The organism is Yoonia vestfoldensis SKA53, from assembly GCF_000152785.1.
Taxonomy (GTDB): Bacteria; Pseudomonadota; Alphaproteobacteria; order Rhodobacterales; family Rhodobacteraceae; genus Yoonia; species Yoonia vestfoldensis_A.
This window is the reverse complement of sequence record NZ_CH672414.1, coordinates 872,849-896,362: the sequence shown is the minus strand read 5'-3', so window position 1 is coordinate 896,362 and position 23,514 is coordinate 872,849. Positions and strand designations below refer to the sequence as shown.

27 protein-coding genes and 1 tRNA gene are annotated in these 23,514 nt (G+C 57.5%); 8 read left to right on the top strand and 20 right to left on the bottom strand.

What is annotated here, in order from left to right; genetic code table 11:
* Positions 1 to 29: 29 nt before the first annotated feature.
* The 5 genes from SKA53_RS04360 to SKA53_RS04340 form a co-directional block, all read right to left on the bottom strand.
* The gene (locus SKA53_RS04360; RefSeq protein ID WP_131494572.1) at positions 30 to 887 is read right to left on the bottom strand and encodes a hypothetical protein; all 858 of its coding nucleotides are present in this window, start codon (positions 885 to 887) and stop codon (positions 30 to 32) included.
* Positions 888 to 937: 50 nt separating this feature from the next.
* Positions 938 to 2,419, bottom strand: coding sequence for a tyrosine-type recombinase/integrase (locus SKA53_RS04355; protein ID WP_040483122.1), 1,482 nt, complete (start codon positions 2,417 to 2,419; stop codon positions 938 to 940).
* Positions 2,420 to 2,579: 160 nt separating this feature from the next.
* Positions 2,580 to 3,071 (bottom strand): 30S ribosomal protein S9, encoded by a 492-nt coding sequence (gene rpsI / locus SKA53_RS04350; protein WP_007204845.1) that lies wholly within the window; start codon positions 3,069 to 3,071, stop codon positions 2,580 to 2,582.
* Positions 3,071 to 3,532 carry a 50S ribosomal protein L13 gene (gene rplM, locus SKA53_RS04345; RefSeq protein WP_007204844.1) on the bottom strand — a complete coding sequence of 154 codons (462 nt, stop codon included), beginning with the start codon at positions 3,530 to 3,532 and terminating at the stop codon, positions 3,071 to 3,073. The genes rpsI and rplM overlap by 1 nt, the downstream gene beginning before the upstream one ends.
* Positions 3,533 to 3,683: 151 nt before the next feature.
* Entirely contained in the window at positions 3,684 to 5,108 is a 1,425-nt protein-coding gene (locus SKA53_RS04340) for a PLP-dependent aminotransferase family protein (protein ID WP_007204843.1), read from the bottom strand.
* Positions 5,109 to 5,195: 87 nt separating this feature from the next.
* On the opposite strand from SKA53_RS04340, the gene SKA53_RS04335 reads away from it, so the two are divergent.
* Positions 5,196 to 5,423, top strand: coding sequence for a DUF1127 domain-containing protein (locus tag SKA53_RS04335; RefSeq protein ID WP_007204842.1), 228 nt, complete (start codon positions 5,196 to 5,198; stop codon positions 5,421 to 5,423).
* 47 nt (positions 5,424 to 5,470) lie between these two features.
* Here the strand turns inward: SKA53_RS04335 and SKA53_RS04330 are convergent, their stop codons facing one another.
* Positions 5,471 to 5,890 carry a PaaI family thioesterase gene (locus tag SKA53_RS04330; RefSeq protein ID WP_007204841.1) on the bottom strand — a complete coding sequence of 140 codons (420 nt, stop codon included), beginning with the start codon at positions 5,888 to 5,890 and terminating at the stop codon, positions 5,471 to 5,473.
* 42 nt (positions 5,891 to 5,932) lie between these two features.
* Between SKA53_RS04330 and SKA53_RS04325 the strand changes: the two genes are divergently transcribed.
* Positions 5,933 to 6,733, top strand: a complete 801-nt coding sequence (locus SKA53_RS04325; RefSeq protein ID WP_007204840.1) for an enoyl-CoA hydratase — start codon at positions 5,933 to 5,935, stop codon at positions 6,731 to 6,733.
* Positions 6,734 to 6,798: 65 nt separating this feature from the next.
* Here the strand turns inward: SKA53_RS04325 and SKA53_RS04320 are convergent, their stop codons facing one another.
* The 3 genes from SKA53_RS04320 to SKA53_RS04310 all read right to left on the bottom strand — a co-directional run bounded on the left by SKA53_RS04320 (position 6,799) and on the right by SKA53_RS04310 (position 10,223).
* A complete protein-coding gene (locus tag SKA53_RS04320; protein ID WP_007204839.1) occupies positions 6,799 to 8,268 on the bottom strand; it encodes a carboxypeptidase M32 in 1,470 nt (489 codons plus the stop codon).
* Positions 8,268 to 9,404: a heme A synthase gene (gene ctaA, locus SKA53_RS04315; RefSeq protein ID WP_007204838.1), complete on the bottom strand. Its 1,137-nt coding sequence runs from the start codon at positions 9,402 to 9,404 to the stop codon at positions 8,268 to 8,270. The genes SKA53_RS04320 and ctaA overlap by 1 nt, the downstream gene beginning before the upstream one ends.
* A 78-nt stretch (positions 9,405 to 9,482) precedes the next feature.
* A complete protein-coding gene (locus tag SKA53_RS04310) occupies positions 9,483 to 10,223 on the bottom strand; it encodes an RNA methyltransferase (protein WP_007204837.1) in 741 nt (246 codons plus the stop codon).
* Between the two features lie 126 nt (positions 10,224 to 10,349).
* Between SKA53_RS04310 and SKA53_RS04305 the strand changes: the two genes are divergently transcribed.
* On the top strand, positions 10,350 to 10,976 hold the full coding sequence (locus SKA53_RS04305; RefSeq protein WP_007204836.1) for a thiamine phosphate synthase: 627 nt from the start codon (positions 10,350 to 10,352) through the stop codon (positions 10,974 to 10,976).
* 59 nt (positions 10,977 to 11,035) lie between these two features.
* On the opposite strand, the gene SKA53_RS04300 is transcribed toward SKA53_RS04305, so the two are convergent.
* The 3 genes from SKA53_RS04300 to SKA53_RS04290 all read right to left on the bottom strand — a co-directional run bounded on the left by SKA53_RS04300 (position 11,036) and on the right by SKA53_RS04290 (position 12,937).
* Positions 11,036 to 11,854, bottom strand: a complete 819-nt coding sequence (locus tag SKA53_RS04300) for a lysophospholipid acyltransferase family protein (protein ID WP_007204835.1) — start codon at positions 11,852 to 11,854, stop codon at positions 11,036 to 11,038.
* On the bottom strand, positions 11,847 to 12,662 hold the full coding sequence (locus SKA53_RS04295) for a GNAT family N-acetyltransferase (protein WP_007204834.1): 816 nt from the start codon (positions 12,660 to 12,662) through the stop codon (positions 11,847 to 11,849). The genes SKA53_RS04300 and SKA53_RS04295 overlap by 8 nt, the downstream gene beginning before the upstream one ends.
* 92 nt (positions 12,663 to 12,754) lie before the next feature.
* The gene (locus SKA53_RS04290) at positions 12,755 to 12,937 is read right to left on the bottom strand and encodes a DUF3553 domain-containing protein (protein WP_007204833.1); all 183 of its coding nucleotides are present in this window, start codon (positions 12,935 to 12,937) and stop codon (positions 12,755 to 12,757) included.
* A gap of 29 nt (positions 12,938 to 12,966) precedes the next feature.
* On the opposite strand from SKA53_RS04290, the gene SKA53_RS04285 reads away from it, so the two are divergent.
* Complete coding sequence (locus SKA53_RS04285; protein WP_007204832.1) at positions 12,967 to 13,557, top strand: histidine phosphotransferase family protein; 591 nt, start codon at positions 12,967 to 12,969, stop codon at positions 13,555 to 13,557.
* A gap of 97 nt (positions 13,558 to 13,654) precedes the next feature.
* Here the strand turns inward: SKA53_RS04285 and SKA53_RS04280 are convergent, their stop codons facing one another.
* The 6 genes from SKA53_RS04280 to SKA53_RS04255 form a co-directional block, all read right to left on the bottom strand.
* The gene (locus tag SKA53_RS04280; protein WP_007204831.1) at positions 13,655 to 14,911 is read right to left on the bottom strand and encodes a glutamate-5-semialdehyde dehydrogenase; all 1,257 of its coding nucleotides are present in this window, start codon (positions 14,909 to 14,911) and stop codon (positions 13,655 to 13,657) included.
* Positions 14,912 to 14,920: 9 nt separating this feature from the next.
* The gene (gene proB / locus SKA53_RS04275; RefSeq protein ID WP_007204830.1) at positions 14,921 to 16,027 is read right to left on the bottom strand and encodes a glutamate 5-kinase; all 1,107 of its coding nucleotides are present in this window, start codon (positions 16,025 to 16,027) and stop codon (positions 14,921 to 14,923) included.
* Entirely contained in the window at positions 16,015 to 17,058 is a 1,044-nt protein-coding gene (gene obgE, locus SKA53_RS04270) for a GTPase ObgE (RefSeq protein ID WP_007204829.1), read from the bottom strand. The genes proB and obgE overlap by 13 nt, the downstream gene beginning before the upstream one ends.
* 73 nt (positions 17,059 to 17,131) lie before the next feature.
* A complete protein-coding gene (locus SKA53_RS04265) occupies positions 17,132 to 17,674 on the bottom strand; it encodes a GNAT family N-acetyltransferase (protein WP_007204828.1) in 543 nt (180 codons plus the stop codon).
* Between the two features lie 125 nt (positions 17,675 to 17,799).
* Entirely contained in the window at positions 17,800 to 18,069 is a 270-nt protein-coding gene (rpmA, locus tag SKA53_RS04260) for a 50S ribosomal protein L27 (protein ID WP_026352164.1), read from the bottom strand.
* An 11-nt stretch (positions 18,070 to 18,080) separates the two neighbouring features.
* The gene (locus SKA53_RS04255) at positions 18,081 to 18,719 is read right to left on the bottom strand and encodes a 50S ribosomal protein L21 (protein ID WP_007204826.1); all 639 of its coding nucleotides are present in this window, start codon (positions 18,717 to 18,719) and stop codon (positions 18,081 to 18,083) included.
* A gap of 178 nt (positions 18,720 to 18,897) precedes the next feature.
* On the opposite strand from SKA53_RS04255, the gene SKA53_RS04250 reads away from it, so the two are divergent.
* Positions 18,898 to 19,233 carry a hypothetical protein gene (locus SKA53_RS04250; protein ID WP_007204825.1) on the top strand — a complete coding sequence of 112 codons (336 nt, stop codon included), beginning with the start codon at positions 18,898 to 18,900 and terminating at the stop codon, positions 19,231 to 19,233.
* Here the strand turns inward: SKA53_RS04250 and SKA53_RS04245 are convergent.
* Both SKA53_RS04245 and SKA53_RS04240 read right to left on the bottom strand, forming a co-directional pair.
* Positions 19,230 to 19,637: a hypothetical protein gene (locus SKA53_RS04245; protein ID WP_007204824.1), complete on the bottom strand. Its 408-nt coding sequence runs from the start codon at positions 19,635 to 19,637 to the stop codon at positions 19,230 to 19,232. The two genes, SKA53_RS04250 and SKA53_RS04245, sit on opposite strands and share 4 nt — an antisense overlap.
* A gap of 64 nt (positions 19,638 to 19,701) precedes the next feature.
* Entirely contained in the window at positions 19,702 to 20,550 is an 849-nt protein-coding gene (locus SKA53_RS04240) for a DUF2059 domain-containing protein (RefSeq protein ID WP_040483120.1), read from the bottom strand.
* A 134-nt stretch (positions 20,551 to 20,684) separates the two neighbouring features.
* Between SKA53_RS04240 and SKA53_RS04235 the strand changes: the two genes are divergently transcribed.
* The 3 genes from SKA53_RS04235 (at position 20,685) to SKA53_RS15150 (ending at position 23,059) form a co-directional block, all read left to right on the top strand.
* Positions 20,685 to 20,774 (top strand) — tRNA-Ser (locus SKA53_RS04235).
* Positions 20,775 to 20,850: 76 nt separating this feature from the next.
* The gene (locus SKA53_RS04230) at positions 20,851 to 22,212 is read left to right on the top strand and encodes a DUF6538 domain-containing protein (RefSeq protein ID WP_007204822.1); all 1,362 of its coding nucleotides are present in this window, start codon (positions 20,851 to 20,853) and stop codon (positions 22,210 to 22,212) included.
* Positions 22,213 to 22,297: 85 nt separating this feature from the next.
* Entirely contained in the window at positions 22,298 to 23,059 is a 762-nt protein-coding gene (locus tag SKA53_RS15150) for an SHOCT domain-containing protein (RefSeq protein WP_081440116.1), read from the top strand.
* Positions 23,060 to 23,514 lie beyond the last annotated feature (455 nt).

Sequence of the window (23,514 nt, the reverse complement as noted above, 5' to 3'; positions counted from 1 at the left end):
CAAAATCTTTATCAACTTCCGCCTACATATTAGAACGTTTCTTTTTCAACACCCCTGTACTCGCGTGCATCTACGTAAATCCTCATATGCAAACAATCCAAATATCCTTCGTTAAAATCCTTATCGGCCGCATAAAAGCTTGTATAAGCGCGTTGTTCATCAACAAACAAGCCCCACATTCCATATCTATCCATATTTTTAACGTACACGCCCCATCTACTTTCAGTAAAATCAGCAACTCTTTTAAACTTATAATCCTGCGTTTGATACCTCCACTCACCTTCATTGTTTTCCTCAACATTAAATTTTCTCAATAAGTCGAACTGCTCCCGAGCTTTGTACAAGTGCGCTATCAACTTTGTGTCGCTGAGCTTTTTACAGTACGTGTGTAGATGCTCTAATTCATTTTTATAAATGCCAGTGCCATGCAAGCGCCACTCATCATCCAGTTCGCAGCTAAGCGCATCGTAGAGCCTGATACTTTCGTATAGCTCCCATAATTCCTCATCACTCTTCCAACTAAAAGCGTCAGCATAAAGAACATGTGCTTTTGTCCCAATTTCATCAAAATCCAGAAAACTTCTATATTTTGATGTAATTATTTCAGAATATGCTCGCTGCGATTTTACATCCTTCGCCTTTATCTCGTTCCATTTATCATAAAGCCGTTCAAAATTTCTCTTGTACTTGTCTGTATCTCTTTCCATCAACTCATTTGCAATTTCACGCGACAGCACCGAAATAAGTAGTGCATTGTCTGCTGCACGTGCTTGATTTGCTACGCGCTCTAAGTTCGAATTTTGAAAGATAGCATTTGCTAAATTTCTTCTTACTTTTAATAGAGCGACTATACTTGCAAGGAGCGCAGTAGCTAATAAAAATTCCATTTTTCATCTCCATATCGCTTCAGCGCGTAAAAAATGTGACTATTATCCTATTACGGCAGTTTCATTATCTCAAACAGTGCTGCTTCACTTAACTCGCCACGCCTAAAACGCTTTAGTGCTTCAAGCGCAAAGCCATTTTCTGCATCCACAACGTCTTCAACAACTGCTGCTGTCTTTCGCTTTGTTTTCGTAATTTCGTGTCTGCGCTGCTGTGTAAGCACGTGACTATAATGATTTTCGATTTGCGCAACTTTACAGCCCATATTCATTGCCAAATCGTAAATACTCACATCACCCTTTTCCAAACGCAGCGTCGCGTAAGTGTGCCGCAAACTGTATAAACTGCGCTTGTCGCCGTCCCTATCATACAACAATCCATCCACACGTTCGTTATACGGAACACGCCTCAAAAATATCTGAAAACCTCTGTTTAAATCCACAAACTTGTTCACTTCACGTGTCTCAGCATCCACTTGCCCAAACCACACCAAGTCGTTGTGCTTGTTATACGGCGTTGCATCTCGCCAACGCGTTAATAGATTGTTGGCGTTAGGCTGTGTTTGTACAAAACGTGCCTCGCCCTTTTTCGTGTCTTTGCTTACACGCACTTCTGCAATCACACTGTCGCTGCCATCAACAGCCACATCAAACTTAATGTCACTCCACAGCATCTCACGTGCTTCGCCAACACGCAGTCCACTGTTCGCCAAAAACAGCACAAAGTAATACATCTGCTGTCGCTGTATCTTGTGCCAAGTATTCAAACGCTTGTCTGCAAACACACCCACACAATCCCTATAACTGCGCAGATAGCGTGTGAGCGTGCCATATTCTTCAGCGTCAAATCCTGCACGTCTTGCTGGTGTTCTATTTTTCGCTGGCGCACGCATCTTAAACACTTGCTGCAAACGTCCACGCTCAAACGCATCAAAAAATATTTGATTAAGTGCGCTTTGTTCCATCATCAGCGTTTTCGTTGCTGGTGCTTTGCGTACATTGTTTGTGCCACGTGTTTTAGCATCACGCCGTTTAGGATTGAATTTCTGCAGTGCTTTGCCTTCAGCACTGTCCCAAAAACCAATACGCCAATCCCAATATCCACTCGCAACACTTGGCGTAATGTCGTTCAACAGCATACTCGTGCCGTCTTTGTTCTTAAAATACTGCTTAAAATAACGTGCAGCGTATTTGTCGTGCCAATACTGCCTACTCGCTGTCCACGTGCCGTTCTTTACATTTCGTTCAAACCAGTTCTGCCAATGCTGTTCAAACGTGTATTCGTCTAAACTATGCCCTAACTTTGCTGCCTGCTGTAAGCGCAACAACTCGCTCTTCGCATATTCATAAGCATCTTCGTAAATTGTAAGTTTCGTGCTGCGTGTCACATAGCCTTTGCGTCCGCCAATCTTCAAACGCATATACCAATTTGCTTGTCTATGCGTTTTAGCGTTGGGAACAGCGACAGCAAGATTGCGCCTAAACAGCACAAGCGCACCACCGTAATGCTCTCTTTTATCTTCATAAAACGCCAACAGCACACTCCAATAGCAACCTGAAACGCTACAGATATGCTAAAATCACTAAACCATAACGTCAACACACACTGCGTCTGCTATAATTCTGCTACGCACAAAAAAAGGGCTGCAAAATATGCAACCCTTTGTTTTATATGACAAAATATGTCGTTCGCTGTTAGCGCTTGGAGAACTGGAAGCTCTTGCGCGCCTTGGCCTTGCCGTATTTCTTGCGTTCCACGACGCGGCTGTCGCGGGTCAGGAAACCGGCAGCTTTCAGCGCGGGGCGCAAGCTTGGGTCATAAAGCTGCAGCGCCTTGGACACGCCATGCTTGACCGCACCGGCCTGACCGGACAGACCGCCGCCCTTGACGGTGGCAACCACGTCGAACTGACCGGCAACGCCGGCGATCGAGAATGGCTGTGCCAGGATCATCTGCAACACGGGGCGCGCGAAATAAGTCTTCATTTCCTTGCCGTTGACAGTGACCTTGCCGGAACCGGGGCGAATCCAGACGCGGGCAACCGCATCTTTACGCTTGCCGGTGGCATAGGACCGACCCAGCGCATCGCGGACGGGTTCACGGGGGGCGGCGACGGGGGCTACGACAGCCTCCACACCTTCTGCGACCTGCCCCAGCTCTTCGAGCGAATTGACTTGATCGGCCATTATGCGGTCCTCGTATTCTTCGGGTTCATAGATTTGACATCCAGAACTTCGGGCTTTTGGGCTTCCATGCCATGTTCCGCGCCTGCGAAGATGCGCAGATGGGTCATTTGCTGGCGCGACAGCTTGCCACCGGGCAGCATACGCTGAACGGCTTTTTCAATCACGCGCTCGGGGTGCTTGCCTTCAAGGATTTCTGCCTTGGTCTTGGACTTGATCCCGCCGGGGTGGCCAGTGTGCCAGTAATAACGCTCATCGCGCTTGTTACCGGTCATCTGGATTTTCTCGGCGTTGATCACGATCACATTGTCGCCCATATCCATGTGCGGTGTGAAAGATGGTTTGTGCTTGCCGCGCAAGCGCATGGCGATGATCGAGGCAAGACGGCCCAGAACAACGCCTTCAGCGTCGATCAGGATCCATTTCTTGTCGATATCCGCCGGGGTAGCGGTAAAGGTTTTCATATCTCACCAGAAGGTTTGTGGTGGCGCAACGCCACGGTCATTCGGATAGGTGGCTTATAAGCGCCATGAAATGCGCGTCAAGCGGCGTTTATCTGAAATAATCATGCAATAACAGCGCCTTGCAAATTAGGTATCATAATACCCCACAAAACTATACCGAAATCCGCTGTGGCGGATGGGCCAGCAGATCGCGCAGCACATGCATCGCGTCCACAAAGGTCTGATGCGGCACCAGCCCGTTCACCGCAATGCGCACCGCATGCACGCTGCGCCCGTCGCGCAGGGCAAAATCATCGGCGGATTTGATCAGCACGCCCGCGGCATCAGCCGCTTGCAGAAATTCCCCGCTGCGCCAGCCCAAAGGCAGTTCCAGCCAGACAAACGGCACGTCCTCTGACCAGCTGAGCTTGTACATGCCCAGCACATTGACGGCCGCACGGATATCCTGCGCAATCCGGTCCCTGACCGCATCCAGTACGGCGTCGATCCCGGGTTGCGCAAGGATATGGGCATAAAGATCGGTCATCAATCGCGTCACCCCAAAGGAACTGAAGGTCGCGGTGCGCACCAGCGCCGATGTCCAGCCCTGCGGGGGCAGCGCAAACCCGATCCGCAGCGCCGCCGAGATGGATTTTGCCGGTGAAACCACATGCCAGCCCAGATCGGGCAGCAAGGCGCGATAGCTGGGCCCGATATGTGCCGAGCGCATCAGCCGGCAACAATCGTCATCCAGCACATGCACGCCGTACCGCTGCGCGATCCGTGCGATCTGGGTCCGGCGCGCGGGGGTCGTGTGCCGCACCGTCGGGTTGCAGACCTCGGACGAGGTGCAAAAGACCTGCACGCTCTGCGCCTTGATCAACGCCTCAAAGGCCGCGGGGTCAGGCCCCTCCGCATCCCAGGGCACGCCCACCACATCGGCGCGGCACATCGCAGCGGCATAGCGAAAGCCGCCATAGCTCAGCGCATCGACCGCCACGACAGGGCGCGCGCCATGCAGGATGGTTTGCAGGATCATCACGACAGCACTTTGCCCGCCATGGGCGGTGACAATGTCGTCAACCGTGAACGCGCCAACCCGTTCGACGCCCAGATAGGCCGCAACAGCCCTGCGCGCGGCCAGATCGGTCTGCCGGTCAGGATAGCGCAGCAGGTGTTCGGTCGGCATGGTCTCGGCCAGATGGTGCAGCGCATCGCGGATCATCTGCCCCTGCCCCATGTCCGGCATCTTCGGGCTGAGCAGATGCGCCACATCGGCGGCATGTGACAGGCGGTCATCCGCCGCCAGAATCGCAGGGCTGGCCGGGCGCAGGCTGCGCTGTGCGGGGGCCACAAAGGTGCCGCGCCCGACAGCCGCGATCAGGCGACCTTCTTCGGTCAGCAGCTGATAGGCCCGCGCGACAGTCCCCGGTGTCACGCCGATCTGATAGGCCAGATCACGCACGGGCGGCAGTTTGGCCTCTGGTGCCAATTGTCCCGATAAGATTGCTTCACGGATCGCCTGCGCCAGTGCTTTGAATTTCGATTTCCCTGCGAGGCCAAGCGGTGATTTGAAAATTGTATCCGATACAATCATTTCATAGACCTTTCGTCGGCGCGCATTGTATCGTTCTATTGTAGCGGCAAGCTACATTGTGTCAATACAATACGAGAGGATTGTCCCATGTCATATACGATCCAGCCAATGCAAATCGCGGTACTGACCAACCAGTCCCATGTGCCGGTTCTGGCCGGACTGGCCCTGCGTTTCGCGGTGATGGTGACCACATGGGACCTGCGCCGGCGCACCCGCGCGCATCTGCGCGACCTGCCGCCCCATCTTTTGCCTGATATTGGCTTGGACCACCCCGCGGCGATGGCCGAAGTGTCCAAGCCTTTCTGGCGGGCCTGACAGCCCCGCCTTTTCCTGACTGGGCCGGGGCTTTCCCGGCCCATTTTTCAGGTAGGCGGGATTGCATAGGTCAGGCTGGCGCGCGCCACCGGTGCCGCCTGCCCCGCGCTGTAAATCAACGCATCGACCACGGCCAGCGCACGGCCAAGTTTCAGCAACCGCGCCTCGCAGACCAGCATCTGGCCCGCGGCGGGCTTGCGCATGAAATCAATGCTGCAATTGGTGGTGACCGCCAGCGCTTTGGGCCCGATATTGGCCAACACGATCAGATAGGCGGTGACATCGGCCAGCGCGAACATCGCAGGCCCCGAGACCGTACCACCCGGGCGCAGGTGGCGGTCTGCGACCTGCATCTGCACGCTGATCCGGTCCGGCGCCAGATCGGCGATGATAAAATCACCCCGCACCTGTGCAAATTCCTTGTCCAGAAACCCGTGCAGGGCGATTGCATCCATTTTCAGCGTCATGACTTTCCCTCGCGCGCATGCTGGCCTAGCATGCGACGACACATGACAAAGGACAAGCCGATGGATATCCTGCTGCGCCAAGACCGTGACCATATCGCCCATCTGACGCTGAACGCGCCAGACAGGCTTAACGCGCTCTCAGATGCGATGCTGGCAGCCTTACAGGGCGCGCTGGACCAGATTGCCGATGACACAGCGATCCGCGCCGTGATCATCGCGGGCAATGGCAAGGCTTTCTGCGCCGGCCATGACCTGCGCGAAATGCAGGCAGGGCGACAGGCCGGCGATGGCGGGGCGGCCTATTTCGCGGATCTGTTCGCGCGCTGCGCCGCCGTGATGCAGCGCATCCAGTCGATGCCGCAGCCGGTGATCGCGCAGGTCCACGGCATCGCCACCGCCGCGGGTTGCCAATTGGTCGCAACCTGCGATCTGGCGATTGCGGCGGATGATACACGCTTTGGTGTCAATGGGGTCAATATCGGGCTGTTCTGTTCCACCCCGATGGTGGCCCTGACCCGCAACATTCCGCGCAAGGCCGCGTTCGAAATGCTGACAACAGGCCGCTTTATCCATACTGACGAAGCCACACGCCTTGGCCTGATCAACCGCGCGGTACCAGCGACGGACCTCGCTGATGAAACCCACAACCTTGCACAGACCATTGCCGCCAAACTGCCTGTCGCGGTCAAGATCGGCAAATCCGCATTCTACGATCAGGCGCAACTCTCAACCGCCGAAGCTTATGCCTATACGAGCGCCGTGATGGTCGAGAACATGATGGTGCGCGACACCGACGAAGGGATCAGCGCCTTTCTGGAAAAACGCGCCCCCGATTGGTCATGATCTTCCCAGCCCGTCAATTCGCGCAAGCACGATTTGACGTAATCCCCGCCCGAGGCATAAATGTTCTAAAGACCATATATCCCTGAAAACTTCGTCTCCAGATACTCCAGCAACGGCCCCTCATGCGGCGCAAATCCTGCCGCATGGGTGATCGTCTCGACTGGTGTCCGCAGGCCCCCGAATTGCTGCAGATTGGCGCGCAGCCAGCCTGTCGCGCGTGATGTATCACCCCGTGCCAGATCATCATCCAGATCCGGCACCGCCGCGCGCAACGCCTGATGCAGACAGCCCGCATAGACATTGCCCAGCGTATAGGTCGGGAAATACCCGAACAGCCCTTCGGACCAATGCACATCCTGCAAGACACCATTGGACGGAAGGTCGACGGCAAAACCGAAATCGGCGACGAAACGGTCGTTCCACGCCGCCTCCAGATCGCTCACCGCAAGATCACCGGCCACCAGCGCGCGTTCCAGATCGAAGCGCAGCAGCACATGCAGGTTATATTGCAGCTCGTCCGCTTCGGTGCGGATGAACCCGTCGCTGACACGGTTGACGCAGGCATAAAACGCCTCTTCATCGGCAATGCCGAAATCCCCGAACGTGTCGCGCATCTGACCGTAAAGCCAGCCGGTAAAGGCGCGGCTGCGCCCCAGCTGGTTTTCATAAATCCGGCTTTGGCTTTCATGCACGCCCATCGACGCGCCAGCCCCCAGCGGCGTCAGCAGATGCGCGCGGTCAATTCCCTGTTCATAGGCGGCATGGCCGACCTCGTGGATCGTGGAATAGAAACAATTGAACGGATCGGCCGGGTTTGTGCGCGTCGTGATCCGCACATCAAGGCCAGAGCCGCTCGAGAATGGATGCACCGCCTTGTCAATGCGCCCTGTCTGCAGATCATAACCAAAGGCCAGCGCAAGCTTGGTCGACAGCGCAAGCTGCCCGGCCTCGTCGAACAGCCCGCTTAAGGTGGCTGGCTTGGGCCGGTCCAGGACAGCCGCACGCAACGCCACCAGACGCGGGCGCAGAGCCGCGAACATCGCACTCAGGCTGGCCCCCGTTGCGCCCGGTTCGTAATCATCCAGCAGCGCGTCATAAGGATCGGCATTGCCCGCGATAGCAGCAGCCTCTTCGCGGCGCAGATCCAGCACCTGTTGCAGCATGGGCAAAAAGGCCGCGACATCCTCTTCGGCGCGGGCTTTGGCCCAGATGCGATGCGCCCGCGATGTTGCCTGTGCCAGTTCCGTGGCCAGCCGTGCCGGCACCTTGGTCGCGCGGTCGAAACTGCGGCGGATATGACGCAGGTTGGCGGCAGCGACGTCATCGCCAGCCTCGGCCGCCTCCAGCCAGTCACCCACACGTGGGTCGGTGCGACGGGCATGCAGGATGCTGGCCATCGCGCCATGTTCCTCGGCACGCTGCGGGCCAGCGCCACCGGGCATCATGGTTTCCTGATCCCAGCCCAGCCGGCCCGCCACCTGCGCCAAAGCCTCGGTATCGCGCTGAAACGCCATTAGGTCCGTATAGGCTGCCATCACGCGGTCCTGACCGATTGTGGCTTGGGATAGCGCGCCATGAACCGCGCGCGCAGGATCGTGGCCCACAAGATCACAGCCAAGAATTGATGCGATATCGCCAGATGCACGGGCGCCGAATAGATCACCGTTGTGATCCCCAGCACAACTTGCAACGCCATCACCGCCATCATCATGTTGAACGCGGCCCGGATCGCGCGGTTTGCTGATGCGCGCGCGATCCACCAGATCACCAGCGCGCCAGCAAACAACACATAGCCCGCCATCCGGTGCATGAACTGCACCAGCCCTGCATCTTCAAAGAAATTGCGCCAAACAGGATCAAGGCCAAAAGGCTCCGGCGGAAAAAAACCGCCTGCCATCAAGGGCCAGTCGGGAAAGGCACGGCCCGCGTCGATCCCCGCCACCAGCGCACCCAGCAAGATCTGCACAAAGGCCAGCCCGACCAGCACACCGCCCCATTTGACAAGCCGCGCATCCCCCGATCGGCGGGCCTGCAACAGATCAGCCGCCGGACGGCCCAGCAAATAGACATACCAAGAAATGAAGCCAAAAATCACAAAAGCCAGCCCCAAATGCGTGGCCAGCCGGTAAGAAGCAACGCTTAACATGCCCTCCTGCAGGCCCGATGCCACCATCCACCAGCCGATCGCGCCCTGCAATCCGCCCAAAGCCCCCAGCAATAACAACCGCCCGGTCCAGCCTGCGGGGATCTGGCGACGCAGCAGGAAATAGACAAAGCCCAAGGCCCACACCAGACCAATGAACCGGCCCAGTTGGCGGTGGCCCCATTCCCAGTAATAGATGAACTTGAACTCATCCATGCTCATCCCGCGGTTCATCAGCTGGTATTGCGGGATCTGGCGGTATTTGTCGAATTCGGCCTCCCAGGCTTGGGCCGACAGCGGCGGCAAGGCCCCCGTTACTGGCGCCCATTCGGTGATCGACAGCCCGCTGTCGGTCAGGCGGGTCAAGCCTCCCACGGCGATCATGATCACGACCAGCGCGAACAGCGCCATCAACCAGGCCCTGATCGCCAGCCGCGCACCTTGACCAGCACGGGCGATGCCACCCGGTGTCACGGCCTGTTTGGGGCTGTCGCCGACCTCTTGAAAAATGCTGCGCTTGGTGGACATTTGGCTCTCCGTCTTGCTGCGGCGGAACCTAGGTCCGGCAGGCCCCAAGCGCAAGCGTCAGGGTGCCACAGGGGGCGCTTAACCACGTTCCTTCCAGCGCACCATCTGGCGCAGGATGCCATGCAGCATCTGCACATCCGCACGTGTCAGCGGCAACCGCGACCACAGGTTGCGCAGGTTCATCTGCATATTCGCTGCCTTGTGATCGGGGAAAAAGAACCCCGCCTCGTCCAGCCGGTCTTGATAATGATCGGCCAGTTTTTCAACCTCGAGCTGCGTCGCCCAATCGCCCGGCGCATCATGGCGCAACGCCACCACCTCGCCCGTCACACGGCGCCATTCATAGCCCAGCAACAAAACGCATTGCGCAAGGTTCAGCGATGGGAAATCCGGGTTCACCGGCACAGAGATGATGGCATTGGCGCGCGCGATATCGTCGTTTTCCATGCCCGCGCGTTCGGGGCCGAACATGACCGCCACCTTGCCCCCTGCGGCGATACGCGCATAGGCGTCCTGCATCGCGGCCTCGGGCGACAGGACCGGCTTGGTCAATCCGCGCGGGCGTGCCGTTGTGGCATAAACGAAATCGCAATCGGCAATCGCCGCGGCAGTATCCTCGAACAATTGCGCCTCATCAAGCAACCGGCCCGCCCCGCTGGCCATGGCAACCGCGCGCTGGTTGGGCCAGCCGTCGCGGGGCGCGATCACGCGCATCCGGTCCAGACCGAAATTCCACATGCCGCGCGCGGCCGCCCCGATGTTTTCACCCATCTGCGGGCGGATCAGCACAAAGGCGGGCTGCGGATTGGTCATGGGCATCGGCTTTCCTTGCATGAAACTGCGCCCTGTTACGCCGCACCCCGCCCCAAGGCAAGCAAGGCATGGCCAAAGCGGTTGATCCCCGCTAGATACAGGCGAACCCTTTCCAAGACCGGAACAGCCCAGATGTCGGACGCCGCAGACACACCGCAAATCTACTTGATCACGCCATCAGATTTTGATCTGACGAGCTTCCCTGACCGTTTGGCCGCCTGCCTTGATAGCAACGATATCGGCTGTGTCCGGCTGGCGCTGGCCACCAAGGACGACAGCAAGATCGCGCGCGCAGCCGACGCCTTGCGCGCCGTGACCCATGCGCGGGATGTGGCCTTGGTCATCGAAAGCCATGTGTTGATGGTAGACAGGCTGGGGCTTGACGGCGTGCATCTGCTCGACGCAGCCCGATCAGTCAATAAAATCCGCAAAGACCTGGGCGATGACGCCATCATCGGCGCCTTTTGTGGCAATTCGCGCCATGACGGCATGACGGCGGGCGAACTTGGCGCCGATTACGTCAGCTTTGGCCCGGTCGGGGCCTCGGCGCTGGGCGACGGGCGCACCGCCGATCTGGAACTTTTCACCTGGTGGTCGGAAATGATCGAAGTCCCAGTCGTCGCCGAAGGCGCGCTGGATGCCGCCCTGATCCGGCTATTGACACCACATACCGATTTCTTTGGCTTCGGCGATGAAATCTGGCGCGAGGATGACGCGGCAGCGGCTCTTGGCACGCTCCTCAAGGCGATGACCTCTTAAGACTTCTCTTTTCCAAAAATACTCCGGGGTGAGGCGCGCAGCGACGAGGGGCAGCGCCCCTAGCCTGCCAACCCTGCGCGCACCCGGTCCTCCAACGCCCGCGCGAGCATCTTGCGATCGGTATAATCACGCACCTGCACCGGCAAGTGATAAATCACGCGCACGCGGCCTTGCTGCTTTGCGGCCAAAGTGCGCAGCAGATGCGGTCCAAACCCCATATCACCCCACCAGCCATAGAACCGCGCATCCGCCCCTGTGGGCGCGCAATAGCGCAATGTCACCGGCTGCATCTGCAGATCAGCCCGCAGGGCGGGGTCAAGAAAGGCGGCAAACAATGTCGGTTTGAATGGCAGCACCTGCAAGCCATCGGTCGATGTGCCTTCGGGAAAAAACAACAGTTTGTGCCCCGCCTGCAACCTGTTGCGGAACAGCGCGATCTGGCTCAGCGCATCACGCCGGTCGCGCCGGATGAACACGGTGCCGGTCGCGCGCGCCAGCCAGCCGATACCGGGCCAGCGCGCCACCTCCGATTTCGAAACAAAATAGATCCGCTTGCGCGCATTCAGCGCAAAAATATCGAGCCAGCTGACATGATTGGCAACCACCGCACCGGGGCCGCGCATGGGCGTGCCCTGCGTGTGATAACCGATCCCCAACAGCACGAATGCCGCGCGACAGACCGCCTGGGTCACAAAAGGCGTCACAGGACGCCGCTGCCCGAAAAACGGCTTTTCGACCAAGCGGATCAGCACCAACACCAGCAGCCCGCCAAAGACCAGCAGCGCCAAAGGCGCGCCACGGCGCAGCACGCGCATCCAGTCGCGCAAACCCAGCGGCGGATGGTCCGGTGGTGGGGTCCCTTGCCATGTCTCAACCATCGGACAGGGGCCGGCTGTAGATCTGTTTTTGTCGCGTGCTGATGCAGGCTGTGGGCAGGATCAGGCAGACATCCGTGGTGTTGAACGCATGATCGACATACACCCCCTGCCCGACAACACCGCCAATCCGCAGATAGGCCTTGATCAGGGGGGGCGTGTCGCGCATCGCGGCCACGCGGTCGATCTGGTCGGCAGGCAGTGGCGCAAAGTCGACCGCGCCGGCACCTTTGGCCTGCACCAGAAAGGGTTCTGGTGCCAGGTGGCGATGGAACAAAAGGCTGAGCGGTCCGCCAAGATGCTTCAGGTCGGTGCCGTGAAAGGACGCAACACCGAACAGCACGTCGATCTTTTGCGCCTGAACATAAGCAGCCAGTGCCTGCCACAGATGCATCATCGCCATGCCGCCGCGATAATCGGGGTGCAGGCAGGACCGGCCAAGCTCCAACAATCGCAACCCCGATGTTTTCAGCCGCGACAGGTCATATTCGGATTCGCAATAGAACCGCCCCGCGGCCACCGCGGCCTTTTCGGTTAACAGACGATAAACACCCACCACCTGATCATTTTCTGCGCGGGTTGTATCGCGCAGCAATAAATGAACGGCATGCGCATCGAATCGGTCTTGTTCCAACTGTGCATCATGGTCAACCAACGGGCCGTCGCCCCCCAATTCGGAAACGAAAACCAAATACCGCAAGCGCTGCGCCGCCTGCACGTCACAAATATTTTGCGCAATTGACACTGCAAAATGCGGCGGCATGCGATGGCCTGTTTCCAGATCAGGCGGAGGGTCCTGCATTTCGTTCATTAATGAATCGTTAACCTGTTCGCGTTCAAATTAAACCAGTTGTTTCACACAGTTGACGGATGTGAGCGAAAATGTTCAACCTTAAGTTGTATCTAGTTATCCGTGACAATCTCTAAAGAAATGTGGTGCCCTTCGATGACAATCTTGCCTGCCTCTCGGAAATTTACAGTGATCCGGCCTGCGATATTGGATTGCACCTGGCCAATCCCCCAATCTGGCTGCGCAGGATGGCGGACAAGCATTCCTGGTTCCAGAATTGCATTGATGCCTGTCATCTCGATGTCCCTATACCGGAGTTTTTGTCATGCGGCCTGATCTTGCCACTCTTGTCGGCTCTCGAATTTGTCATGACCTTATCAGCCCAATTGGGGCGATCGGCAATGGGCTGGAACTTTTGGCGCTGACGGATGGCAATCCCGGCGCAGAGATGAACCTGATCGCCGATTCTGTCCAGAACGCCAATGCGCGGATCAGGTTTTACCGCATCGCCTATGGCGCGGCCAGTACGGAACAGATGCTGGGCAGTGCTGATGTGCTGTCGTTCATATCAGTGCTGGCCCGCGGGGGCCGGTTTACATATTTCTGGCAAGTGGCCGAGGATCGCCCCCGTCGCGAGGTGAGGTGCGCGCTGTTGCTGCTGCAATGTTTTGAGGCGGCAATGCCCGTGGGTGGCGACATCCATGTCAGCGTCATCGATGGCCGTTGGGTGCTGAGCGCGGAATGTCTGCGGTTCAATATCGATCCCTGTCTGTGGGACAGGCTCGCCACCGGCGATACCGCTTTTACCTATTCCGCAGCACAGGTGCAATTCGCGCTCTTGCCCTGCATGTTGCAAGAGGCGGGGCGCGCGTTGAAGGTCAAGATGAGCAGCGACCGGATCGTCGTGAGTTTCTGAAAACGTGTAGACCGACCCGTCCCGGACCTGATCCGGGACCTCCCCGGCCTCAAGCCGAAAAAAGATGAGTATTTTTGGAAATAAGAAGCTGGGGGCGTCAGCCGCGCACCGCGCCATTGCCGCTGACAAGGTATTTGAAACTGGTCAGCTGTTCGGCACCCACTGGCCCGCGCGCATGCATCTTGCCGGTGGCGATGCCGATTTCCGCGCCCATGCCGAATTCACCCCCATCGGCAAATTGGGTTGAGGCATTATGCATCAGGATCGCGCTGTCGAGCTGGGCAAAGAAATGGGCGGCGGCCTGCGCGTCTTCGGTGATGATCGCATCTGTGTGGTTGGACCCGAATTCGCGGATATGCGCGATAGCGGCATCCACCCCGTCGACCAGTTTGGCCGCACAGATCATGTCAAGGAATTCGTGTCCGAAATCATCGGGTTGCGCAATCGTAGTGCCTTTGATTTTGGCCAGATCGCCATCGGCGCGCACCTCGACCCCGGCTTTGATCAGTGCGTCGATCAACAGCGATCCGTGCTGCGTGTAGAACCGCCAATCGATTAGCAAACATTCCATGGCACCACAGATACCCGTGCGGCGGGTTTTGGCGTTCAGCACAATCTCCAGCGCCATCGCCGGATCGGCGTGAGCACCGACATAGATATGGCAGATCCCTTCGAGATGGGCAAAGACCGGCACGCGGGCTTCGCGCTGGACCAGCCCGACCAGCCCCTTGCCACCGCGCGGCACGATCACGTCGATATGGTCGGTGGCGGTCAGCATGGCAGAGACGGCGGCACGGTCGCGGGTTGGCACAAGCTGGATCGCGGTGGCGGGCAGACCCGCCTGTTGCAGGCCTGTTTGCAGGCATTTGTGGATCGCGGTGGAGGAATGGAAACTTTCAGACCCGCCCCGCAGGATCACCGCATTGCCCGATTGCAGGCACAATGCGCCTGCGTCTGCCGTGACATTGGGGCGGCTTTCATAGATCACGCCGACCACGCCCAAAGGTGTGCGCACGCGGCGGATATGCAGGCCACTGGGCATGTCCCATTCGGCGATCACTGCACCCACGGGGTCATGTTGCGCCGCGACATTGCGCAGACCTTCGGCCATGGCGCGGATGCGCGGTTCGGTCAGGACCAGCCGGTCCATCATTGCGGGGCTGAGGCCCTTTTGTGCGCCGTAAACCTGATCTTCGGCATTGGCGTCCAGGATCTGCATGACATTGGCGCAGATCGCATCGGCAGCCCCGATCAGGGCGGCATGTTTGCGTTCCGATCCGGTGGTGGCCAGAACAATGGCGGCGGCGCGCGCATCTACGCCGATTTTTGCCATCAGGGTTTGGATATCTGTCATGATCTGTCCTTACAGCACCATATCGTCACGATGCACCAAGGCGGCGCGGCCCTCATAGCCCAAAATCGCCGCGATTTCGGTTGATCTGCGGCCCATGATCTGGCGCGCCTCGGCGCTGGTGTAGCGGGTCAGGCCTTGGCCCAGCGGCGCGCCTGCCGCATCGGAGATCGTGATCACCTCGCCCCGCCCGAAGCTGCCGATGATGCCGGTCACACCGGCGGGCAGCAGGCTTTTGCCGGACAGCAATGCCTTGCCCGCCCCGTCATCCACTGTGACCGTACCGCGTGGTTTCATCGCAGCGATCCAGCGTTTGCGCGCGGCTTGCGGGTCGACCTGTGCGGTGAACCACGTGCTGCGTGCGCCCTGCGCCAAGGCCGCCAGCGGATGCAGGCCGGTGCCAAGGGCGATGGCCATGGCGCAGCCACCGTCAGTCGCGATTTTCGCGGCCATGATTTTCGTGATCATCCCGCCCTTGGACAGGGTTGATCCGACATCACCAGCCATGTTTTCAATCTCTGGCGTTATTTTATCAACAATGACAAGGTGTTGCGCGGCGCTATCAATCTTGGGGTTGCCGGTATAAAGCCCGTCGACATCGGACAAAAGCACCAGTTGATCTGCCCCGATGGTCACCGCGACTTGGGCGGCAAGCCGGTCATTATCGCCATAACGGATTTCATCGGTGGCGATCGTGTCGTTTTCGTTCACAATCGGGACCACCCCGAAGCCCAGCATGGTTTCCATCGTGGCGCGGCTGTTCAGATACCGCCGCCTGTCTTGGGAATCTTCTAGTGTAACAAGGACTTGGCCCGCGATAATGCCATGCGGGGCGAGTGCTTGTTCATAGGCGCGCGCCAGCCGGATCTGGCCCACGGCAGCGGCGGCCTGTGATTGTTCCAGCGCAAGTGCGGCCTGCGGCAGACCCAGCACACCGCGCCCAAGCGCGATGGACCCAGATGACACAAGAATAACATCCGCCCCGCGCGCCTTGATCTGGGCCACATCAGCGGCCAGCGATGTCAGCCAATCCTGTCGCAAAGCCCCCGTCGCGGCATCGACCAGCAAGGCCGACCCGATCTTGACGACGAGCCGTTTGGCATCATTCAGGGCCGCCATTCGGGGTCATCCGTGGCGGCCTCTGCCACGCGGTGGCGCAGGCGGTTGTCGTCGATTTCGCCGCGCAGGGCGCGCAGCACCTCGGTAATGCCTTCGCGGCTGACGCCGGACATCAGCATCACGGGGCCGGTTGCGACCTCGGCCAGTTCGTCGCGCAAAAAGGCGCGTTCTTCGGCGTCCAACGCATCGATCTTGTTCAGCACGGTGATGCGCGGTTTATCGGCAAGCTCGCCACCATATTGTTCCAATTCGTGGATGATCGTGACCAGATCGCCCGCCGGATCACCCGATGTGCCATCAATCAGGTGCAACAGCACGGCGCAGCGTTCGACATGGCCAAGGAACATATCGCCAAGGCCGCGCCCTTCGCTGGCGCCCGCGATCAGGCCGGGGATATCGGCGACCACGAATTCGACGTCATCGACGCCGACGACACCCAGATTGGGCACCAGCGTGGTAAACGGATAATCCGCAACCTTGGGCCGCGCATTGGATGTGGCAGCCAGAAAGGTGGATTTACCCGCATTCGGCATCCCCAGCAGACCCACATCCGCGATCAGTTTCAGCCGCAGCCAGATCGTGCGTTCAATCGCCTCTTGCCCGGGGTTGGCGCGGCGGGGAGCCTGATTGGTGGCGGTCTTGAAATGAAGATTGCCCCAGCCGCCATTACCACCCTTGGCGATGATGACGCGCTGGCCAATCTCAGTCAGGTCGGCGATGACGGTTTCTTCGTCTTCGTCGATGATTTCGGTGCCAACGGGGACGCGCAGGATTTTATCCTCGCCATCCTTGCCAGTGCGCTGGCTGCCCATGCCGTGCTGGCCGCTGCCCGCGAAAAAATGCTGCTGATAGCGGAAATCGATCAGCGTGTTCAGACCGTCGACAGCCTCGACGATCACATCGCCGCCATCGCCGCCGTCGCCGCCATCGGGGCCGCCATATTCGATGAACTTTTCACGGCGAAATGAAATACAGCCCGCGCCACCGGCACCGGACCGGATATAGACCTTGGCAAGATCGAGAAACTTCATAGGTTCGGGCTTTCTGGGCTGTTCAGCGCAGGCGATAGTCTATTGTGCTGCGCTTCTCAAGCCATGGGCCGGGTCATGCGCCGGTTTTCAGCGTATAGGTCCATGTCGGCACCGTCGCACCGCGCGAAACGGAAAACGCCTCTGCATCACCCAGATAGTCGAACCCACAATTGGTCAGCACGCGGGCGGACCCGGGGTTGTCTTGAAACACCTCGGCAAAGATGCGTTCGGATTGATGCGGGTTCGCGGCGATCAGGGCGCGCACGGCCTCTGACGCGTAACCGGTGTTCCAAAAGGCGGGCGCGATCCAGTAAAAGATTTCTGATTGCGCGCGGTCCATCCGTTCCAGGCTGATCAGGCCCAAAGCCTCTGCATGGGCATTGGCGGAACCGTCGATGATCCAGACATCCTCTGTCCGGTCCGACAGTAGAGCGCGTTCGATCATCGCCTCGACCGTGCCGGGGGGCAACGGATGCGGCACCGACCGTGTGCCGCGCGCAACGCGGTCGTCGCTGGCATACATGGCGATCAGCCCTGCATCCGATTTGCGGCACGGACGCAGCAAGAAGCGATCCGATTGGATCGTCTGCTGCACGGTGATTTCCTCGTGGATCATGCTTTCCCTCCTCGAAAAACAAGCCATTTTGGTGCTACCTAAACGGATATGGTAGCAAATTTATGAATAAAAAAGGGGACCGGCGAAAACCGATCCCCTCAAATCTTTTGGTTGAGAAATTCGGCTTACTCTGCGGCCTCCGCCACAGGGAGAACCGAAATAAAGGTGCGGCCTTTCAGGCCCTTGTGAAACTTCACGGCACCTTCGGCAGTTGCAAAGATCGTGTGATCCTTACCCATGCCGACGCCCATGCCTGGCCACATCTTGGTGCCACGCTGGCGCATGATGATGTTGCCGGGAATAACGGCTTCGCCGCCGAATTTCTTTACACCAAGACGACGACCCGCAGAGTCGCGTCCGTTACGGGATGAACCGCCTGCTTTTTTATGTGCCATCTCGTCTCTCCTTAAGCTTTGGACAGCTCGGCCGCTTGTGCGACCCAGCCTTCACGTGCGATGCGGCCCTTGAACGACAGCTTTTCGTCAAATGCAGCCACGTCGTCTTCGGACCATGCTGCGATCTGCGCGTAAGATGTCACGCCAGCGGCATGCAATTTCTTTTCCAGCGCGGGGCCGACGCCCGACAGCTTTTTCAGGTCATCGCCACCTGTTGCGGCGGCGGCAGCTTTTGGTGCTGCGCCGGCCTTTGGCTTGGCGATACCTTTGGGGTTCACGCGGGGCGTGATTACCATCTTGATGCCCGCACCCGAAACAGCGGCCATGACGCCGGATGTGTCCGCACCTGTTTCCAGAATGTCGGCAATCCGCACCAGCGTCAGTTGCTGACGGTGGCCTTTCTTGCGCTGGCTGCCGTGCTTACGACGGCGCTTGACGTAGTTGATTGTCTTTTCGCCTTTGATCTGGTCGATCACATCGGCCTGCACGCCTGCGCCTGCAACCAAAGGAGCACCAACAGTCGAACCGACCATCAGAATCTCGTTGAACTGAATCTTGTCGCCAGCTTTTGCTGCCAGCTTTTCGACGCGCAGCACATCGCCAGAGGCGACCTTATACTGCTTGCCGCCGGTTTTGAGAACCGCAAACATATGTTATTCCTTCATTTTCCGCGTCACTGAGGCCCCGGTGTTACCCGGCGTTTGGTGCCTGTGGACTGCGCGCCCGTAGGCGTCATTTCGCAAATAGCCCGACAAAACCCTTGTCAGGATGGCGGCTTATCCGTCCAATGCCCCTGTAAGTCAAGCGATAAGAAGGTGAAAAACCCCCATGCGCCCTGCCCTTATCCTGCCCTTGCTATTAGCGGCCTGCACCACCGATCCGACCAATCCGGGCCAGCCGGTCTTTGCGCCGCTGGCCGCGCTAAGCGATCCTGCGCAGGCGCAAAACCGCGGGCAGGTCGAAATCATCGTCAAATCCAATTACGACGCGATCCGCCGCGATATCATCGCTGGCGGCGGGCCGGCGCTGATCGCGGCGATGGATGCGGCGGGTGTGCCATATCAAGACCGCCCGACCCGCATGATCCAGCTGCAATCGAATAGCCGGCTTTACGCGGCCAACCCCAGCGCGCTGATTACGGCGCTACTAATCTATGGCAGTTAGAAACCGCTGATGACGCTGTCGCGGAGCGCCACAAGATCCCAAAACGCCTTGGACCGCGCAATATCATCGGCCAGATCGGACGGCACGCCGCGCGCGATCATGCGGCTGTATAATTCTTGTGGAAAGCCGGGCGATACGGATGGCACGCTGACCATCGGGTTGATGTCGGCGGGGCGCGCCGCGGCCTTGGCCGGACATCCACGGGTCGGGTTGCCACTGGGCCTGCGGCCATCGGCGCGCAATGTCTGTACGGCGGCAAAATAGATCGCGCATTCGCTGAAAACCAACCGTTCCTGACGCGGATCACCGGTTGGCAAACTCGGATCGCCCGAGACCAGCACGCCCTGCCCCGCACAGCCCGCCAAAAGCCCCAGGATGCAGGCTGCGATGAGTTTGATTTGCAAGGTCTTGATCCTTCTATGTCTTGGACCCGCACCATACCGCGTTGCACCCGCGTGCCAAGGCCGGTCACAGATCCTGACTGATGATGAAGCCAGAAGCCGCCGATCCCAGATCGCGCGCCACAAGCACAAAGATCTCGTCAAAGGCCGTAAACACAGCCTGCGTCATGATCCGGCCTGCGGGCGTCTGGCTGAATGATGTCAGTTCCGCGATCTCGGCATCCTCGAGCGGGGCATAGGCCAGCAGCAAAAACGCAGTGATCCATTCCGCCGTGCTGGCACGGATTGCATCCTCTTGCGCCCAGACATCGGCCAACAGACTGTCGGCGGTCACACCGGGCAGCGTGGCGCCACCTGACACCAGCGCGTCGATGAAGGCGAAATTGGAATTCAGCCCACCCACAACATTGGCCTCGATCAGGTCATTTGCCACGATGAAATCGCTGATCAGCCGGTAGCGTGGCGTGTCGGCCTGTGCCTGTTCGACGGCAAATTCCTTGCTGGTGGCATCAATTGTCGGGTCCAGCATCGCCGCGCGCGCGGCGATTTCCAGCGTGACGATCCGCCGCCCCAGATCAGAGCCGTAGAAATCGAGCGCCCCTGACACGTCCTGCCCGTCCAACGCCGCAACAAAAGCCCGGCGCATCTGCGCGACCATCGTGTCGGTGGCATAGATCCGGTCCAGTTGCGCGGCCCAGCGGGGGGTCATGCCTGCGGGAAACATGTCGCGCGCGATGGTTTCGCCGTAATCAAGCCCTTCGTCGCGCATGATCGCAACGATCTGCGGCAGGCCGACCAGATCGAACAGGGCGTCGGCATCGCTGGTCTGGGCCAGAGCGGCCCCGGTGATGGCCCCCGTGATGGCCCCCGTGAAACCGAGCGCGGCAACAAGCGATAAAAACAGGCGGCGGAACATGGCGGGTCCTTTCAGGGCATGGAAGGTATCGGCACCGACAAACACGATTTTTGCCGCAAAGCCCACGCAATTCTTGGTGAGAGCGTTTTGCCCCTTGCGCTGCGCTGCATGGCACATTATTCCGCCCGCACCGCGGAGAGGTGCCGGAGTGGTCGAACGGGGCGGTCTCGAAAACCGTTGTGGGTGCAAGCCCACCCAGGGTTCGAATCCCTGTCTCTCCGCCAATGCCCCCTATTGCCCTTTTTACATTGATTATATAGCCTTGGAGCATCCCATGGAGGGTATTCGAGGAGTATATCGATGTCTGAGTATCCCGCCACAACACTGTCGATGAACAAAGGCAAATGGTACGTTTACCTGACCATTCCTCAGGACCTCAGAGTACACTTCGGTGACCGCAAGCAGCTAAAGCGTTCCACAGGCACCAGCGACGAACGAGATGCCAAACGTCGTCAGCACGGCATTGCCACAGAACTTTATGGACAGCTTGATGCCTGCAAACCGGACATACGCGATATAATAAGCCACCTGCTTGGCTACATCGGAGAGGCCGATGAAGTTCAGCGAATGGAGGACGAAGGGCATCTTGAGGGCTTGATCCAGTACAACAAGAACCTCGAGTACGTGGAAGACCCTGAGAACGACCTAGCGACTGACGTGGTCAACGAGCAAGGCGCGAAGGCACTCGAGGTGTACCGTGAGTGGAAAGCTAAGACCGCCAAGGGGCACGTGGCCGCTGATGCGGTCCTTCTGTCTGTCGCAGTTCGCGAGTATCTGGAGACCCACCCCTATGGCCCAGCAAAGACGACGCGCGACTGCGAGTTGTCTCTGAGCCAATTTCAGGACTTCACAGGTGACATGGTCCTTACCGACCTAACAGCAGTGCTGATCCACCAGTACGCAGACCATCTCGGGGCTACAAAGAGCCGAAAGACGATTGCCAAGAAAATCAGCTATGTCAAACGCCTGTTTGATCATGCGGTGCGCAAGGGCTGGGTTCCACAAAACGTGTTCGTAGGCATCGTTCTCGACAAGAAAGTAGGACGTGCCAAGGAAAGCTATCGCCCGTTTACCTCAAGTGAACTCGAAGCAATCTTCAAGCAATCCATGCCAGACCACCAGCGCAAGCTGCTGACGATCCTGATCACCACAGGAATGCGGCTGGACGAAGCAGCCCTACTGGACTGGGAGGACATCAAGGAAGAACAAGGCGTGGTCTACTACGACCTGAGCGACAAGCTGGTAAAGAACAAAGGCTCACAGCGGCGGGTGCCAGTTCACTCAAGCCTTTCGTGGGTGACCAGCGGCAGGACCAGCGAAGCAACCACTGGCAAGGTCGGTCAGATGTTCCCCGAGTTCACCCGCGACAAGGATGGGAAGGCTCAGGCGTCCGCCTCAAAAGCTCTCATGCCGCTGATCAGGAGGGTGACGGATGATAAGGCCAAAGTGGTGCATTCGTTAAGGGGGAACTTCAAGGATATGCTGAGAGACGCGGGGGTCTCCAAGGAAGTGAACGACTTCATCACTGGGCATGCCTCTGGCGATGTCGCCGGCAACTATGGCTCAGGGCCGAGCCTGAAAGTTCGTAAGGATGCTTTAGAGAGCTTATCGTTTTCGCACATCAACTTAGCAAATTGCCCTTTGGGTGACGTCGAGCAGTAATCCTAAAGATAACACTATAAAGTTGTTTTATTATGTTTCGTGACAGCTTGTCTTTACTAGGGACGAAAACAAGTGTTACCTGAACTTGAAGTTTACCCTGATCTGGAAGCAACCAATGCCATTATGTGAATACTGTGCCGAACCGAATTCGCCATTGGCTAGTTATTGCATAAGATGTGGCAAGGGTATGGCATCAAATCCTGCACAGCAAAATAGGCAGCCAACGCCCCATATTTTGAAAGAAAAACCTTCCATGAACAATATGGAAAAGCGCAAAGAGCTTACGCAAAAGCGTAACTGGTCTGGGATATTCGAGCTTAATGGTGTTAAGATAGACTCTTTTGGGACAAAAAAAGAATTAAGTGTGCTTGGTGATTATTTACAAAAGGATGAAGTTGTATTTGCGCTAGTTTCAGGAGTAATGTCGCAATCAGTAACTTCCAACGACTTTGACTTTGGAGCAAATACATGGATTGCAGCTCTGACGAGTGAACGTGTGCTTTGCCTTGATCATGCAATGATGTCATCATCCGTTGATACTCAAAGTATTAGATTAAATCGTATACAAGGTGTTTCAGCCTCCCAAGGTTGGATTTTTGGAAAGGTCACAATTGATATTGGAGCACGGCTAATCGTGATTGATAACTGCGAAAAGTCACATGTTAAGATTTTTGCAGACTTAGCAAATCAATTGATCCGTCAGAAAGACGATGAAGCAGCTTCACCTTCGGTATCGAATTTATCAATAGCTGATGAAATTTCAAAACTTAATGATTTATACATTAAAGGAGTATTCACTGCAGATGAGTTTTCCAAAGCGAAAGCAAAACTCATAGATAAACTATAAAACCGTTCTGACGTCAGCACCCTTTGGTCAGATTTGAGGATTTCAGTAATGGCAGATTTTTGGTTCATCTTATAGATTAGCAGATCGAGATGACGAATAAGCCCCATCCACAGAAAGACACCACCGACAAGGTTGTTAGAAACATCCGACCCAAGACGCTGAAAACCTATTAAGCTGAAGATAATATCCGCAACGTCCTGGCGGGCCTATGTGGCAAAGAAAGTATTTCGGTAATCTGCCGCCGCGAGGGGGTTGCCCAGAGCCTGTATTACAGCTGGCCGAAAGAATTTTTGAAGCTGGCAAGCGCCGGTTATATGACGACACGGCATGACAGGTTACCTCATCCGAAGCGAAGGAGCTGCTTTCCGCATCGCTTGCATTAACGGAATGCTTTGCCGATCTAAGGTCCTGTTGCACCGGCAAGGCCAAGGTGTTTATCTCGCGTCATATATCAG

Excerpts from the sequence above, each read along its gene's own strand:
- SKA53_RS04360 (WP_131494572.1), bottom strand. The coding sequence starts at position 887 with ATGGAATTTTTATTAGCTACTGCGCTCCTTGCAAGTATAGTCGCTCTA.
- rpsI (WP_007204845.1), bottom strand. The coding sequence starts at position 3,071 with ATGGCCGATCAAGTCAATTCGCTCGAAGAGCTGGGGCAGGTCGCAGAA.
- rplM (WP_007204844.1), bottom strand. The coding sequence starts at position 3,532 with ATGAAAACCTTTACCGCTACCCCGGCGGATATCGACAAGAAATGGATC.
- SKA53_RS04340 (WP_007204843.1), bottom strand. The coding sequence starts at position 5,108 with ATGATTGTATCGGATACAATTTTCAAATCACCGCTTGGCCTCGCAGGG.
- SKA53_RS04335 (WP_007204842.1), top strand. The coding sequence starts at position 5,196 with ATGTCATATACGATCCAGCCAATGCAAATCGCGGTACTGACCAACCAG.
- SKA53_RS04330 (WP_007204841.1), bottom strand. The coding sequence starts at position 5,890 with ATGACGCTGAAAATGGATGCAATCGCCCTGCACGGGTTTCTGGACAAG.
- SKA53_RS04325 (WP_007204840.1), top strand. The coding sequence starts at position 5,933 with ATGACAAAGGACAAGCCGATGGATATCCTGCTGCGCCAAGACCGTGAC.
- SKA53_RS04320 (WP_007204839.1), bottom strand. The coding sequence starts at position 8,268 with ATGGCAGCCTATACGGACCTAATGGCGTTTCAGCGCGATACCGAGGCT.
- ctaA (WP_007204838.1), bottom strand. The coding sequence starts at position 9,404 with ATGTCCACCAAGCGCAGCATTTTTCAAGAGGTCGGCGACAGCCCCAAA.
- SKA53_RS04310 (WP_007204837.1), bottom strand. The coding sequence starts at position 10,223 with ATGCCCATGACCAATCCGCAGCCCGCCTTTGTGCTGATCCGCCCGCAG.
- SKA53_RS04305 (WP_007204836.1), top strand. The coding sequence starts at position 10,350 with ATGTCGGACGCCGCAGACACACCGCAAATCTACTTGATCACGCCATCA.
- SKA53_RS04300 (WP_007204835.1), bottom strand. The coding sequence starts at position 11,854 with ATGGTTGAGACATGGCAAGGGACCCCACCACCGGACCATCCGCCGCTG.
- SKA53_RS04295 (WP_007204834.1), bottom strand. The coding sequence starts at position 12,662 with ATGAACGAAATGCAGGACCCTCCGCCTGATCTGGAAACAGGCCATCGC.
- SKA53_RS04290 (WP_007204833.1), bottom strand. The coding sequence starts at position 12,937 with ATGACAGGCATCAATGCAATTCTGGAACCAGGAATGCTTGTCCGCCAT.
- SKA53_RS04285 (WP_007204832.1), top strand. The coding sequence starts at position 12,967 with ATGCGGCCTGATCTTGCCACTCTTGTCGGCTCTCGAATTTGTCATGAC.
- SKA53_RS04280 (WP_007204831.1), bottom strand. The coding sequence starts at position 14,911 with ATGACAGATATCCAAACCCTGATGGCAAAAATCGGCGTAGATGCGCGC.
- proB (WP_007204830.1), bottom strand. The coding sequence starts at position 16,027 with ATGGCGGCCCTGAATGATGCCAAACGGCTCGTCGTCAAGATCGGGTCG.
- obgE (WP_007204829.1), bottom strand. The coding sequence starts at position 17,058 with ATGAAGTTTCTCGATCTTGCCAAGGTCTATATCCGGTCCGGTGCCGGT.
- SKA53_RS04265 (WP_007204828.1), bottom strand. The coding sequence starts at position 17,674 with ATGATCCACGAGGAAATCACCGTGCAGCAGACGATCCAATCGGATCGC.
- rpmA (WP_026352164.1), bottom strand. The coding sequence starts at position 18,069 with ATGGCACATAAAAAAGCAGGCGGTTCATCCCGTAACGGACGCGACTCT.
- SKA53_RS04255 (WP_007204826.1), bottom strand. The coding sequence starts at position 18,719 with ATGTTTGCGGTTCTCAAAACCGGCGGCAAGCAGTATAAGGTCGCCTCT.
- SKA53_RS04250 (WP_007204825.1), top strand. The coding sequence starts at position 18,898 with ATGCGCCCTGCCCTTATCCTGCCCTTGCTATTAGCGGCCTGCACCACC.
- SKA53_RS04240 (WP_040483120.1), bottom strand. The coding sequence starts at position 20,550 with ATGTTCCGCCGCCTGTTTTTATCGCTTGTTGCCGCGCTCGGTTTCACG.
- SKA53_RS04230 (WP_007204822.1), top strand. The coding sequence starts at position 20,851 with ATGTCTGAGTATCCCGCCACAACACTGTCGATGAACAAAGGCAAATGG.